The organism is Vitiosangium sp. GDMCC 1.1324 (genome assembly GCF_003044305.1).
In the GTDB taxonomy this organism is placed as follows: Bacteria; Myxococcota; Myxococcia; order Myxococcales; family Myxococcaceae; genus Archangium.
Genome location: NZ_PZOX01000031.1, coordinates 48126 through 60905, shown reverse-complemented (window position 1 = coordinate 60905; position 12780 = coordinate 48126). Strand labels below are relative to the sequence as shown.

Below are 12780 nucleotides of genomic sequence, written 5' to 3'. Positions count from 1 at the left end.
CCCCTCCCCCGCCGAGGCATGGGAGGGGTGCCGTACCCGAAGCGACACACGAAGCGGCTCAGTCCTCGCGCGGGACGCTGCGCATGTCCCTGAGGATGACGTCGTGCACACCGCCCTCGTGGATGCTCACGGCCGAGGCCACCGTGAGCCGTGCGCGCTGGTAGAGCTCGCGGAGGTTGAGCGCGCCGCAGTTGCACATCGTGCTGCGCACCTTGGCGAGCGTGACGTCCAGGTTGTCCTTGAGCTTGCCGGCGTACGGCACGTAGCTGTCCACGCCCTCCTCGAACTCCAGCTGCTTCTTGCCGGCACCACTCGCCCCACCGTGGTCGTAGCGCTGCCAGTTGCGTGCGCGGCTGCTGCCCTCGCCCCAGTACTCCTTCATGGTCTGGTTGTTGATGCGCACCTTGCGGCCGGGCGCCTCGTCGAAGCGGGCGAAGTAGCGGCCCATCATCACGAAGTCCGCCCCCATCGCGAGCGCGAGGGTGATGTGGTAGTCCTGGCTGATTCCGCCATCCGAGCAGATGGGCACGTAGTGCCCGGTCTTCTGGAAGTACTCGTCGCGCGCCCGCGCCACCTCGATGACGGACGAGGCCTGGCCGCGGCCAATGCCCTTCTGCTCGCGGGTGATGCAGATGGAGCCGCCGCCGATGCCCACCTTGACGAAGTCCGCTCCGGCCTCCACCAGGTAGAGGAAGCCCTCGCGATCCACCACGTTGCCAGCACCCACCAGGCCGCGAGCCCCATAGCGGGACTTCACGAACTCGATGGTGTCCCGCTGCCACTCGGAGTAGCCGTCGGACGAGTCGATGCAGAAAACGTCCGCGCCCGCCTCCATGAGCGCGGGCACCCGGTCCGAGAAGTCGCGGGAGTTGATGCCGGCGCCGATGACGAGCCGCTTCTCCGAGTCCACGTTCTCCAGCGGGTACTCCTGGTGGGCGTCGTGGTCCTTGCGGAAGACGAGGTGGACCAGGCGCTGCTGCGCATCGATGATGGGCAGGCAGTTGAGCTTGTGCTTCCAGATGAGCTCGTTGGCCTGCTGGAGCGTGATGCCCGCGCGGCCGCCGTGAATGGCCTCGAACGGAGTCATCAGCTCGCGCACGGTGGTGTCGAGCGGCGTGTGTCCGATGCGGTAGTCTCGGCTGGTGAGGATGCCCAGGAACCTGCCGGTGGGCGTGCCGTCCTCGGTGATGGCCACCGTCGAGTGTCCGGTGCGCTCGGTGAGGGCGATGGCGTCCAGGAGCCTCGCGTCGGAGCGCAGGTTCGAGTCGCTCACCACGAAGCCGGCCTTGTAGTTCTTCACCTGGCGGACCATCTCCGCCTCGGACTCGATGGACTGCGAGCCGAAGATGAAGCTGAGCCCGCCCACCCGCGCCAGCGCGATGCCGAGCTCCGCGCCGGACACCGACTGCATCATCGCGCTCGTGATGGGGATGTTGACGGTGAGCGGAGACTTCCTCGGGTCTAGTGGCGCTCCACCGGGCTCCGCCTTGAAGCGGGCCACAGGAGCGACGAGGTCCACATTGGCCGGGACGCACTGCTTGGTCGTCAGGTTCGGGATGAGCAGGTACTCGCCGAAGGTCCTGCTCGGTTCGTCGTAGATCAGTGCCATGGCCGCAGCTATTGCGGCGGCACCGGATTGTCAAATCCTGTTTTCGCCCCCTGGATTCCGTAGGGCTTCCCGAGGGTTGTGCCAGCAGGCAGCCGGGCGGTCCACGGTCGGCGGCCGAGTGGCCTCCCCCCTCACCGCCCGCAAGGCCTTCTCCCACCTACGCGGAGGGCCGCTGGCTCAGCGCCACGCTGCCCAGAATCAACGCGCCCGCGATCAACATGGAGAGCGTGAGCGGCTCGCTCAACAGCAGCCAGGCCCAGGCCACGGCGAACAGCGGCACGAGATAGGTGACGGTGACCGCCCGGGCCGCGCCGATGCGCTGAATCAGCCGGTAGTACACGGTGTAGGCGAAGCCGGAGCAGATCACCCCGAGCGCCGAGGCCGACAGCCACGACACCACGGGAATGGAATGCGACGGCCATGTGGCGGCTGCGAACGGCAGCATCAGCAACGCCCCGCAGGACAAGGTGGCCGCGGCGACCGCGCCAGCCGGCAGGCCCGTGAGATGGCGCCGCACCATGTTCGCGCCGATGCCGTACAGGAACGCGGCCGTCGTGCCCGCCACCACCGCCCAGCCGATGCTCGCGCCCACGACCTTGCCGCTGGCCAGCACCACCACGCCGACGAAGCCCGCGAACAGCGCCACTCCACGCCGCGTGCCGATGCGCTCGCCGTAGAACAGGAACGCCACCAGGGCGGTGAACAGCACCGCCATGCTGTTGGTGATGGCTCCGACGCCGGCCGGTGCGCGCTGCGCGGCCCAGGCGAACAGCACGAACGGCACCGCCGAGTTGATCGCGCCGATCAGCGCCAGCTTCGGCCACAACTTCAGAGTGAAGGCCGCGCGTGCTCGCCACAGGAAAGGCAACAGCACGAGCGCTCCGAGCGCGAGCCGGATCTCCACCAGGGGGAGCGCCCCGAAGTCCTTGGCGGCGATGCGCATGAACATGAAGGACGCGCCCCAGATCGCGGCCAGCAGCCCCAGCTCGAGCGGCGTGAGCCACGCACCTGCGTGGGAGGGAAAGGTCGTACGGGCAAGCGCGGGAGAGCTCATGGCGGTGCCAGATCCTTGGGATGGAGGAGCCGAGCCATCAATGTGGCTGTTGTCTGGGCTCTATTGTCGCCACCCGGGCTGTCCTCACAAGCGCATCCTTTTGCGGTCAGCCACAAGTGTGATTTGAGGCTCGCCATGCTCCATCGGACGGAATGGCTCCCGGCCCTGGCGGCGTTCGAATCCGCCGCCCGCCACCAGAACTTCGCCCACGCGGCGGAAGAGCTGCATCTGACCGCCAGCGCGGTCAGCCACCATGTGCGCAAGCTGGAAGCGCGGCTCGGCGTGGCCCTGTTCCAGCGGCACGCGCGGGGCGTATCGCTGACCGCGGAAGGCCGCCAGCTCGCCGATGCCGCCGGCAGTGCGATGGCCGACATGGAAGGAGTCCTGCGTGGACTGCGCACCGCGCGTGACGAGCGCGCTCGCGTGCGCATCACCACCCTGCACTCCCTGACCTACGCCTGGCTGCTGCCGCGCCTGCCGGGCTTCACCGCCGCGAATCCTCATATCCTCCTCCATGTCGACACGGAAGCGGCGCTGACCCGCTTTGATGAAGGAGGCCCCGACGTCGGCATCCGCTACGGCCAGGGCCATTGGCCGGGAGTGACCACGCACCACCTGATGGACGACGCGATGTTCCCCGTGGCCTCGCCGACGTTGGCCGGTATCGGCGACGTCCACGAAGCAGCCGACATCACGAAGCTACCGCTGATCGCGGACCTCGCGCGTCAGGGCTGGCAGGACTGGTTCCGCGCCGCTGGCGTGCGCGGCGCGCGGTTCGAGGAGCGCTACAGCTTCAGCGACACCACCGATGCGATGAAGGCCGCGACGCATGACCTCGGCGCCGTGCTCGCACGCGAGCAGATCGCCGAGCCCTACCTCTCCGGCGGCCGCCTCATCCGGTTGCCCGGGCCGGCCATGCCGACGCGTTACAGCTATTACGTGGTCTATCCGGCACACCGGCGGCTGCGGCCGGAGGCCCGGACCTTCGTCGATTGGCTGCTCGCGCAGGCGGTCCGGTGAGCGCTCATGTCATGCTCGGGCGCCCTGTGCAGACGGCGCCTCCACCGGCAGCACCACCGTGAACGTGGAGCCCTCTCCCGGACGGCTCTCGACGAAGATGGTCCCCCCGTGGGCCTCCACCAGTTGCCGCGCGAGGTAGAGCCCGAGCCCCAACCCCCCATAGTGCTGCTCCGACACTCCGCGGCTGAAGCGGTCGAAGACATGGGCCCTGTCGTGCTCGGACATGCCAATGCCCCGGTCCCTCACCACCAGGAGCACCGAGCCATCCCGCGGCTTCACACTCACGTCGATCGGGCGGCCTTCGCCGAACTTCAGCGCGTTGCGCAGCAGGCCCTTCACGACCTGCTCCAGCCGGCGCCGGTCCCACGAGCCCACGGCTGGAGCATGAAGCTCCTGCCTCACCTCCGAGCCACTCGCGTCCAGCTGCCGCTTCATCTCGTCGAGCACGCCGGCCACCACCTCGCACAGCTCCACGCGCTCGCGGCGCAGCGTCAACGGGTTGCCCACGCTGAGGTTGGACACGTCCAGCAGCTCGTCCACCAACTGTCCCAACTGCTTCGTCTGCCGCTCCGCGGCGGCGACCTCGCCCAGCAACATGGACAACTCCACGGGGGAACCTCCCCGGCTCCTGCGCAGCAGGCTCTGCAATCGGAGCTGGAGCGGCAGCAGGGGCGTGCGGAGCTCATGCGCGGCCACGGACAGGAAGGTCTCCCGGAGCCGGATGGCCTGATCCGCCCGCCAGTAGAGCCGCGCGTTGTCGATGGCGATGGCCGCGCGCCGCGCCAGCTCCTGGGCCAGCGAGAGCTCGGCGGGCCCATAGCGCTCCGGCTTCGCGGAGATGAGCGAGATCGAGCCCATCACATGCCCTCGAGCCACCAGCGGAACGATCAGCAGACTCTGGGTGCCGAGTGCCGACGCGAGCCGGAAGTGCTCGTCGTCCCTGACCATCGTACGAAGACTGGCCTCCGAAACCCGAGGCTCCAGCACCGGCTTGCTGGAGAGCACGACCTTGACCACCGGGGACGCCGAGCCCTTTCCGGGAGGGTAGCGGCGTTGGAGCTCGTCCAGCAGGGGCACCTTCGCCGCGTCCACGTGCGCGCCGCAGACCCGGCGCAGCTCCCCGTCCTCCACCAGGTCGATGAGGCACCAGTCGGCCAGGGAGCCCACGCACAGGGAGGCGATGCGCGGGAGCACCTTCCCCAGGTCGAGCGATTCCAGGAGGACCTCGCCAGCCTCGGACAGGAAGGCGGCAGCCATCTCGGCACGCTGGCGCTCACCCAGCTCCTTGCGTAAGGACTCACGCATCTCGTTGATGGCCGAGGTCACCTCGTCGAGCTCGTCGGGGCCGCCGCCTCTCGGCGCCTGACGATGGAGCACCAGCGGCGAGTCCAGGTGCCCCACATCCAGGCCGCGCGTGTAGGCCGCCATGGTCGTCAGGTGCTGGGTCACCAGGCGCTGGAAGATGAACAGGACGAACAGGGCGACGAGCAGGGTCTTGGCCGCCTGGGTGGCCAGGATGACGAGCACCCGGCTGCGCAGGTGGGCGAGGATCTCCCTCTGGGTGGCGCTCACCCGGAGCGTCCCGAGGTGCAGCGACTCGTAGGACAGCGGGAAGTCGCGGGTGAGCATCCACGCCGAGGAGCTGGGAGCGGAACCGGCCTCGTAGTGGGTGTCGAGCGTGCTGTCCACGCGGGCGTACGTGATGCCCCGCAGGGTCGTGATGCCCTGGAGTTGAATCTGGAGCTGGGCCTCGTCGAGCGACCAGAGGCTGGAGGCGAGGCTCTGGGCATAGCTGGAGCGGATCTCCTCGAGCTGATCCTCGAGGGCCCGGATATCGCGCCGGTAGTCGGTGACGAGCTGCACCAACGTGCCGAGGAGGCTGACGATGGCGCTGAAGAGCATGATGTCGAGGAGCAGCCGACGGCCGAGCCGGTTGCGCTCGCGGAACCACCGCGAGCCCGGAAACCACCACGGCACGTGGTCAGGCCGCTCAGGGTTGCTGTCCATGCGTGTCCGGGAGGCGGTCCGGCGAGCGGCCTCGCCGCTGCGCGAACAAGGTCTTGATGGAGAAGTCGTAGTGCTTCAAGCGGGGGTTGGCCACCTTCGAGAAGGCGCGGAAGTCGAGCCCTTCCCAGTCCGGCTCCCGGAAGCGGAGGTACGCCTCGACGTCGACACGGGTGAGGGGAACCATCTCCGAGCGCCAGTTGAGCCGCTCGGACGCGAAGTCCACGCCGTGGTGATAGTCGTACAGGAGCACCAGCGCCCAGGCCCCCTCCAGGTAGTGCCCGCCGACGCTCGTCACCAGCTCGCCCTCGCGCAGGGCCTGGAGCGACTCGGGTATCCAGTCGATGCCCCCCAGCAGCACGTCCACGCCGGGACGGCGGCCGGACTCCTTCAAGGCCCGCAGAGCACCCAGGGCCATGTCATCGTTGGAGGCCCAGACGACCTGGACCTCCGGAAAGCGGCGCAGCAGGAGCGTCGTCTTGCGCTGGGCCAGATCGCGCAGCCAGGAAGCGGAGACACTCTGGAGGAGCTCGACGTTCTTCCGCTCAGCCAGGGCTCTGTTCAAGCCCTCGAGACGAAGTGTCGCGGACATGTCTCCCCGGGCGCCCTCGAGCGCGACGAGCCGCACCGGAGCGTCCGGAGAGGCTCCGCGCGACGCGGTGGCCGCGTCGATCAGGCGCGAGGCCAGTTGGTAACCCGCCCCCTCGTCATCCGGCAACATCTGGCCAATCCACTGCTTGAAGTGCTGGCGCGGCCCCCCATAGCGGGCCTGCTCCGCGGGCGGAAGACCGGAGTTGATGACGAACACCGGAATGCCGGCCTGTTCGGCCACCTCCAGGACGCGCACGCCGATGCCACGATGGATGGAGATGATGAGGTAGTCGGGCTTGTCGGGCGCGGCCACCACCTGGCGCGCCAATTCGAGGAGCGATCCCGGCCATTGCCCGGACCCGGCGCTGTAGTCGACGAAGTGGATGCCGAGATCATGGGCGGCGGCCCGCATGACGCCCAGGATGTCGCGCAGCCAGGGATTCTCCGGCGGCCCCATGGCATTGAGGAGGACCACCCGCATCGGCCTGTCCGAGCGAGCGGAGGAGGTGGGCCGCTCGGGCGCCGGAGCCGCATGAGCCCACGCACCCGCCAGGACCAGGAGCAGCGGGACGATGGTGCCGATGAACCGCCGGAGGTGATGGGACATAGGCAGGGAGAACCTCGTGATGAAACGAGCGTAGCGCGGCGGGAACCCTCGAAACGAATCCCGAAAGGGAGTTGACGATCGACGGACACAATCCGAGCTCCGCGCGTCCGGGAGAGAGTCGTGTCCGGCGGGGGCTCGGCTGTTAAGGTGCGCGAACCGTCATGAGCGCCACCCTCACCTTCGACGATTCGCTCTGGCCGCTGATCGTCTTTCGCTTCACCGGAGTGATGACGGGACCGCAGTACGAGCAGTTCCTCACCCGCTCGAGCGCCTATCTGGAGCGCGGGGAGAAGTACGTGTGCATCACGGACGTGAGCCAGGCGGGCCTTCCCCCGCTCGCGCAGTGCCGCCGGCTGGCGGAGTGGATCCGCACCCATGACGCAGCGCTACACGAGCGGGTCCTCGGCAATGCCGTCCTCGTGACCACGGCACCCCTCCGCCTGTCGATGAGCCTCGTCTTCCACCTCAAGCCACCGCCCATGCCGCACGTCGCGGTTTCCAACATGGACTCGGCCGTGGACTTCGTGACCGGCAAGCTGAGGGAGGCGGGATTCCTCGCCGAAGCCGAGCGCATCCGGCGGCACCTCGCCGCTCCCAGCAGCCGGGTGGGCTGAGCCCTCGGCCGCGTCCGGGGAACCTCTCGCGAAGCTCCCCGGGCTCGAGGGGACAGCGAACTACTGCACGTTCAGGAAGATGGCGGTGGGCACGCCCCAGTTGCCGCTGGCGTCCTGGCTCTCCACGAAGAGCGTGTGCCGGCCCGGAGCCAGCCCGGAGGTGAAGACCGTGGCCTGCACCGACTCGGCCGTGCTGTTGAAGCCGCCGTCCACCGCGCTCAGGGCGTACGTGGGTGTCCCCGATTCCCACGACGGCGCGTCGATGGAGTAGCGCGCGGCGGCGATGGCTTGCGAGGCCTCGGTGCCTCCATTGGTGCCGTAGCGGGTGTCATCCGCCCGAGCCGTGAGCGTCACCGGAGTGCCCTGCGTCACGGTGGCCGCTGACAGCGCGAGGTTGATCGAGTCCGGGCCCGCCGCCACCTGATACGGCCGCCGCGCCGCCTTGAAGGCGTAGTAGAGGGCCGGCATGTTCTTGGGGACGATGGTGTTCTCGAAGGTGGTGCAGCTTTCGAAGAAGGCGCCGCCCATCTCGAAGGTGAACGCCGCGACGCCGAGCTGCCCGTAGGCGAACGCATCCGTGGAGCCCGAGGCCGAGTACAGGCACAAGCTCACCTGGCACGCCTGGTAACCGTTGAAGTAGTTGAACTTGCGCCCCAGGGTGCGCAGCTGGGTGGCGTTCGGCGGTGCCGCCGTGGTCGCGGACCAGGGATAGAGCACGTAGCCGCCATAGCTGTGGAGGCTGAGCATCAGGCCCGAGGCATCCGCGGGGGCGGGATCGTTGGCGCCAGGACCGCGCTGATCCGGGAAGATGGAGAGGATGTAGTTCTCCAGCGTCTGCGTCTCCGGCTCGGAGGCCGCCGAGCGCCCGCGGTAGGTGTCGTTGCACGCGCTGGTGCTCGCGCCCGCGCCACCCCAGTCGAAGCTGCTGTTGCGGTTGAGGTCCACGCCGTACGTCGCCGTGGAGCAGGAGCCCTCGTTGGTGTTGGTGTTCTTGCGCTTGGACACACCCGTCTCGGCCACGCGGCGGCCATCCGGGTTGGACTGCACCACCACGTGCAGCTCGTAGTAGTCGAGCAGCCAGGTGGCGTCGGCATCCGTGCCGTAGCGGCTCGCGAGCTGCTCGGCGAAGCGCGTGGCCAGCTCCGCCGTCGTGTACTCGCGGGCGTGGATGCCGCCCATCAGGAAGAAGCGCGGCTTGGGGCCCGGGCGCGACTTGTTCGTCAGCACCAGCACCCGCATGTCATCCCCCGGCTTGCCGCCGGCCGTCACCTTGTCCCAGGTGTCGCCAATGTCATTCCACGAGGCGAGGTTCGGGTAGGTGATGGGAAGCTGCGCCATGGCGGCGTAGCTCTCATCCACGGTGCGGTAGCACGAGTAGCCCGGGATGCCACCCGCCAGGGACACGAGCCCCTCGCGAGACGCGTTCATGCTCCGCGTCGGCTCCTCGAGGAGCTCCACGCGGCGGCCCTCTTTCACCAGCGCGTCGTACTCCTCGGGCGACAGCACCGCTTCCACGGTCTTCCGCTCATGGTCCACCGCGGCACTGAGATCCAGTCTCTCCGCGAGCCGATCCAGGTCCGCCCGGGACTTGAACGGCACCCGGGCCACGATGACGGACGGGCGGGACGGCGCGGAGCCCTCTGACGGGGCTCCTGCCTGAGCGGCGAGCGGAGAGAGGGCAAGCGCTGCAGCTGCGAGAACTCCAGTAGCAAGCGACGGCATGGGGGATCCTCCACTGCAAGGGAGGGCTCGCAGGATAATTCCAGTTTTTCCGTTTATCCAGCTATTTATCCTGACCCGTGCCCTGCCTCGAGAGGGTTCTGGACCCACGGCGCTCAGCCTGGCCGGGCCTACGGACCGCGACCCTTTCCCTCGGGCGCGAACCACCGGCGTAGCACCTGGGGCGACACCGTGCGGTAGATGTTGTCGTGGCGCAGGTCGGGCCGGGGCTCGTACTGCCAGCGCAGCCCTGCCGGCGCATTCGCGCGCAGCGTGTCCGCCAGGCGTGCCGCCGCGGGGGCGATGTTGTCTTCGTTCGCGGACGACAGGTACAGGCCGTTGCGCAGCCCCGGCTGGGCCTTGAGACGTTCGCTCGCCTTGCGCACCAGTTCCTCGTTGTTCCACCACAGGCTCGGGCTGAGGGCGATGTACGTGTCGAACAACTTCGGCTCCAGGAAGAAGGTCTCGACGATGAACAGACCCACGAGGGACTCGCCGATGATGCCGGTCTCGTTCGTCACGCGGTAGCGGCGGCGCACCTGCGGCATCAGCTCGTCGCGGATGAAGGCGCGGAACGCGGCCGAGCCTCCAACGCGCGGGGCAATCTTCCGGTCCTCATCGACGGAGGTCGGCCCGGTGGTGTCGCGCCGCCGCTCGGTGTTCTCGATGCCGACCACGATCACCGGCCGCATCTCGCCGGCCCGGATCGCGGTGTCGATGTCGCTGGCGACGTGCGGAAAGTCCTCCTGCAAGCCGCCGTCAGGCATGTACAGCACCGGATAGCGCGTGCCACCGGCCGCATCGTAGCCGGGCGGCGTGTAGACGTTGATGCGCCGGGTCTCCTTGAGCGTCGCGGACTTGAGCGTGAACGTCTGGTGCGCTGGCACCGGTTCATCGGCGGCAGCGCTCCCTCCGGTGGAGAGCACGGCGAACAGAAACAGACAAGCCAGATTGATCGACAGTCGCATCACAACCCTTCCTCTTGGAGCACCGGCGCGTGAGGGTGAGACGTTACTCGTCCATGCAGCGGCCGGTACGGGTGGGGTTGATATGCTCGGCGGCCACATGAAAGTCGAGCACCTCCTGGTCCTGGCGGAGCCCACATCGCCCTATCTGAACCACCTCGAGCGGCTGGCGCCGGGAACCACGGTCACCGTCGGCCTCTCCGAGGAACGCCTGGGTCCGGCCATTGAACGAGCCCAGGTCCTCTTGATAGGTGCGCCGAAGAGGGATCTGCTGCGCACGCTGCTGCCACGGGCCAGAGCCCTTCGATGGATCCACGCCCTCTCCGCGGGTGTGGAGAATCTCCTCTTCGAGGAGTTCATCCACAGTCCACTTCCCCTCACCAATTCCAGAGGGGTCTACAGCGGTTCGCTCGGCGAGTTCGCCCTGGCCGCCATGTTGTTCTTCGCCAAGGAGCTGCGCCGCCTGGTGCGCCAGCAAGCCGAGGCACGGTGGGACCAATTCATGCCCGTGGAGCTCCGTGGACGGACACTGGGCATCCTCGGGTACGGAGACATCGGCCGCGCCGTCGCGGAACGGGCCAGACCCTTCGGCATGCGCATCCTGGCCTGCCGGCGCCGGCCATCGCTGAGCGAGGGGGATCCGCTCGTGGACGAGGTGTTTCCCCTCGAGCGGAGGCTGGAGATGATCGCCGCCTCGGACTACCTGCTCCTGGCCATGCCCCACACGCCCGGAACCTATCGGCTGATGGGTGAAGCGGAGCTGCGGGCCATGAAGCCGCACTCCGTGCTGATCAACATCGGCCGCGGCAGCACCGTTGACGAAGTGGCGCTGGTGAAGGCCCTGGAAGAAGGACGTCTCGGAGGGGCCGCACTGGATGTCTTCGAGACCGAACCGCTGCCGGCGGGGCATGCCTTCTGGAGGCTCGAGAACGTCCTGCTCTCACCCCATTGTGCCGATCAAACGCCCACCTGGAGGGATGACGCCATGGCGCTCTTCCTGCGCAACCTCGACCGCTTCGAGAAAGGAGAGCCGCTGGTGAACATCGTCGACAAGGAGGCGGGTTATTGAGCAGCACCCGGCCCTGGGTCCGGAGGAGAGAGAATGGTAGATGGCCCGGCATGAGGAGCTCACGGTGGATCTGATCTCAGGCGTGTGGGAGTCGCTGAAGGCGGTGCGGGAGCGCTCGCCGCTCGTGCACAACATCACCAACTACGTCGTGATGAACAACACGGCCAACGCCCTGCTCGCCGTGGGGGCCTCGCCCGCCATGGTGCATGCACGGGAGGAGGTGGCGGACTTCGCGGCGATCTCGCAGGCACTGGTGGTGAACATCGGCACGCTCTCGCCGGACTGGGTGGAGGGCATGCGGCTGGCCATCCACTCCGCGCGCCAGTCTCGAGTACCCTGGGTGTTGGATCCGGTGGGCGCCGGGGCCACGCGCTACCGCACCACCACCGCGGCCGAGCTGGCGCGACAGGCGCCGGCGGTCATCCGCGGCAACGCCTCGGAAGTGCTCGCGGTGGCGGGCGAGGCCGGTGCCACGCGAGGCGTGGACAGCACCCAGTCCTCCGAGGCCTCACTCCAGGCAGCACGGCGGCTGGCCTCCAGCCTGGGCACCGTGGTGGCCGTCACGGGCAAGACGGACTACGTCACCGATGGCTCCCGCGTGGTGGCGGTGGACAACGGCCATCCGCTCATGGCCCGGGTGACGGGCATGGGGTGCACGGCGTCCGCGCTCGTGGGCGCCTTCCTGGCGGTGGAGCCCGATGCGGTGCTGGCCGCCGCGCGCGCCCTCGTCGTGCTGGGCCTGGCCGGGGAGCTCGCCGCCGAGCAGTCCAAGGGGCCGGGCTCGTTGCAGATGCACCTGTTGGACGTGCTCCACACCCTGGACGAGGCCACTGTGCGGGCCCGCGCCCGCGTGCGCTGAGGAGACCTCCGCCATGTCCCGCCGTGTGCCCGACCTGTCCGTCTACCTCGTCACCGACCGCCTGCTGTCACGGGGGCGCGAGCTGGTGGACGTGGTGCTCTCCGCGGTGCGCGGTGGGGCGACCGTGGTGCAGTTGCGCGAGAAGGAGGCCTCGGCGCGCGAGACGCTGGAGCTGGGCCGGGCCCTGCTCGAACGGCTCCGGCCGCTCGGGGTGCCGCTCATCGTCAATGACAGGGTGGACCTGGCGCTGGCTCTGGGGGCGGACGGAGTGCACGTGGGCCAGGGAGACCTGCCGCCCGAAGTGGCCAGACGTCTGCTGGGACCCGGTGCGCTGGTGGGCCTGTCCATCACCGGGCCAGGAGACCTGCCCACGCTGGACCCGGCGGTGGTGGACTACGCCGGCGTGGGTCCCATCTTCCCCACCGGCTCCAAGGCGGATGCCACCCCGGCCCTCGGGCTGGAAGAGCTCGCCCGGCTGCGGCGCCTGCTGCCCGTGCCGGTCGTGGCCATCGGCGGCATCACCACCCACAACGCCGCGGACGTCATCGCCGCGGGGGCGGACGGAGTCTCGGTGGTGTCCGCCATCTGTTCCGCGGATGACTGTGAGGTGGCCGCGAGCGCCCTCGTCAGGGCCGTCCGGGAGGGGCGCCACCGCCGGACGTAGCGAAG

11 protein-coding genes are annotated in these 12780 nt (G+C 68.7%); 5 read left to right on the top strand and 6 right to left on the bottom strand.

Features of this window, described 5'->3' with window-relative positions; all coding sequences use genetic code 11:
* Positions 1–58: 58 nt before the first annotated feature.
* Positions 59–1609: an IMP dehydrogenase gene (locus DAT35_RS51685; RefSeq protein WP_108076883.1), complete on the bottom strand. Its 1551-nt coding sequence runs from the start codon at positions 1607–1609 to the stop codon at positions 59–61.
* Positions 1610–1766: 157 nt separating this feature from the next.
* Positions 1767–2663 carry a DMT family transporter gene (locus tag DAT35_RS51680; RefSeq protein ID WP_108076882.1) on the bottom strand — a complete coding sequence of 299 codons (897 nt, stop codon included), beginning with the start codon at positions 2661–2663 and terminating at the stop codon, positions 1767–1769.
* A gap of 135 nt (positions 2664–2798) precedes the next feature.
* Here DAT35_RS51680 and DAT35_RS51675 point away from each other — a divergent pair, with 135 nt between their 5' ends.
* Positions 2799–3683, top strand: coding sequence for a LysR substrate-binding domain-containing protein (locus tag DAT35_RS51675; RefSeq protein ID WP_108076881.1), 885 nt, complete (start codon positions 2799–2801; stop codon positions 3681–3683).
* 9 nt (positions 3684–3692) lie between these two features.
* Here DAT35_RS51675 and DAT35_RS51670 read toward each other — a convergent pair whose 3' ends face one another.
* The gene (locus DAT35_RS51670; RefSeq protein ID WP_108076880.1) at positions 3693–5690 is read right to left on the bottom strand and encodes an ATP-binding protein; all 1998 of its coding nucleotides are present in this window, start codon (positions 5688–5690) and stop codon (positions 3693–3695) included.
* Complete coding sequence (locus tag DAT35_RS51665; RefSeq protein WP_108076879.1) at positions 5674–6885, bottom strand: ABC transporter substrate-binding protein; 1212 nt, start codon at positions 6883–6885, stop codon at positions 5674–5676. Before DAT35_RS51665 ends, DAT35_RS51670 begins: the two co-directional genes overlap by 17 nt.
* A 161-nt stretch (positions 6886–7046) precedes the next feature.
* Here DAT35_RS51665 and DAT35_RS51660 point away from each other — a divergent pair, with 161 nt between their 5' ends.
* Positions 7047–7499: a hypothetical protein gene (locus DAT35_RS51660; protein WP_108076878.1), complete on the top strand. Its 453-nt coding sequence runs from the start codon at positions 7047–7049 to the stop codon at positions 7497–7499.
* Positions 7500–7559: 60 nt separating this feature from the next.
* On the opposite strand, the gene DAT35_RS51655 is transcribed toward DAT35_RS51660, so the two are convergent.
* On the bottom strand, positions 7560–9221 hold the full coding sequence (locus tag DAT35_RS51655; RefSeq protein ID WP_108076877.1) for a M14 family metallopeptidase: 1662 nt from the start codon (positions 9219–9221) through the stop codon (positions 7560–7562).
* Between the two features lie 128 nt (positions 9222–9349).
* Positions 9350–10186, bottom strand: a complete 837-nt coding sequence (locus DAT35_RS51650) for an alpha/beta hydrolase (RefSeq protein ID WP_108076876.1) — start codon at positions 10184–10186, stop codon at positions 9350–9352.
* Positions 10187–10283: 97 nt separating this feature from the next.
* Between DAT35_RS51650 and DAT35_RS51645 the strand changes: the two genes are divergently transcribed.
* From DAT35_RS51645 to thiE, 3 genes are read left to right on the top strand one after another with little or no spacing between them, the layout of a single operon-like run.
* On the top strand, positions 10284–11252 hold the full coding sequence (locus DAT35_RS51645; protein ID WP_108076948.1) for a D-2-hydroxyacid dehydrogenase: 969 nt from the start codon (positions 10284–10286) through the stop codon (positions 11250–11252).
* A gap of 40 nt (positions 11253–11292) precedes the next feature.
* Positions 11293–12111: a hydroxyethylthiazole kinase gene (gene thiM, locus DAT35_RS51640; RefSeq protein WP_108076875.1), complete on the top strand. Its 819-nt coding sequence runs from the start codon at positions 11293–11295 to the stop codon at positions 12109–12111.
* Between the two features lie 13 nt (positions 12112–12124).
* The gene (thiE, locus tag DAT35_RS51635) at positions 12125–12775 is read left to right on the top strand and encodes a thiamine phosphate synthase (RefSeq protein ID WP_108076874.1); all 651 of its coding nucleotides are present in this window, start codon (positions 12125–12127) and stop codon (positions 12773–12775) included.
* Positions 12776–12780 lie beyond the last annotated feature (5 nt).

Bases quoted from the DNA above. Each gene is read 5' to 3' on its own strand.
- DAT35_RS51670 (WP_108076880.1), bottom strand. From the start codon at position 5,690: ATGGACAGCAACCCTGAGCGGCCTGACCACGTGCCGTGGTGGTTTCCG.
- DAT35_RS51680 (WP_108076882.1), bottom strand. From the start codon at position 2,663: ATGAGCTCTCCCGCGCTTGCCCGTACGACCTTTCCCTCCCACGCAGGT.
- thiM (WP_108076875.1), top strand. From the start codon at position 11,293: ATGGCCCGGCATGAGGAGCTCACGGTGGATCTGATCTCAGGCGTGTGG.
- DAT35_RS51665 (WP_108076879.1), bottom strand. From the start codon at position 6,885: ATGTCCCATCACCTCCGGCGGTTCATCGGCACCATCGTCCCGCTGCTC.
- DAT35_RS51645 (WP_108076948.1), top strand. From the start codon at position 10,284: ATGAAAGTCGAGCACCTCCTGGTCCTGGCGGAGCCCACATCGCCCTAT.
- DAT35_RS51650 (WP_108076876.1), bottom strand. From the start codon at position 10,186: ATGCGACTGTCGATCAATCTGGCTTGTCTGTTTCTGTTCGCCGTGCTC.
- DAT35_RS51685 (WP_108076883.1), bottom strand. From the start codon at position 1,609: ATGGCACTGATCTACGACGAACCGAGCAGGACCTTCGGCGAGTACCTG.
- thiE (WP_108076874.1), top strand. From the start codon at position 12,125: ATGTCCCGCCGTGTGCCCGACCTGTCCGTCTACCTCGTCACCGACCGC.
- DAT35_RS51675 (WP_108076881.1), top strand. From the start codon at position 2,799: ATGCTCCATCGGACGGAATGGCTCCCGGCCCTGGCGGCGTTCGAATCC.
- DAT35_RS51655 (WP_108076877.1), bottom strand. From the start codon at position 9,221: ATGCCGTCGCTTGCTACTGGAGTTCTCGCAGCTGCAGCGCTTGCCCTC.
- DAT35_RS51660 (WP_108076878.1), top strand. From the start codon at position 7,047: ATGAGCGCCACCCTCACCTTCGACGATTCGCTCTGGCCGCTGATCGTC.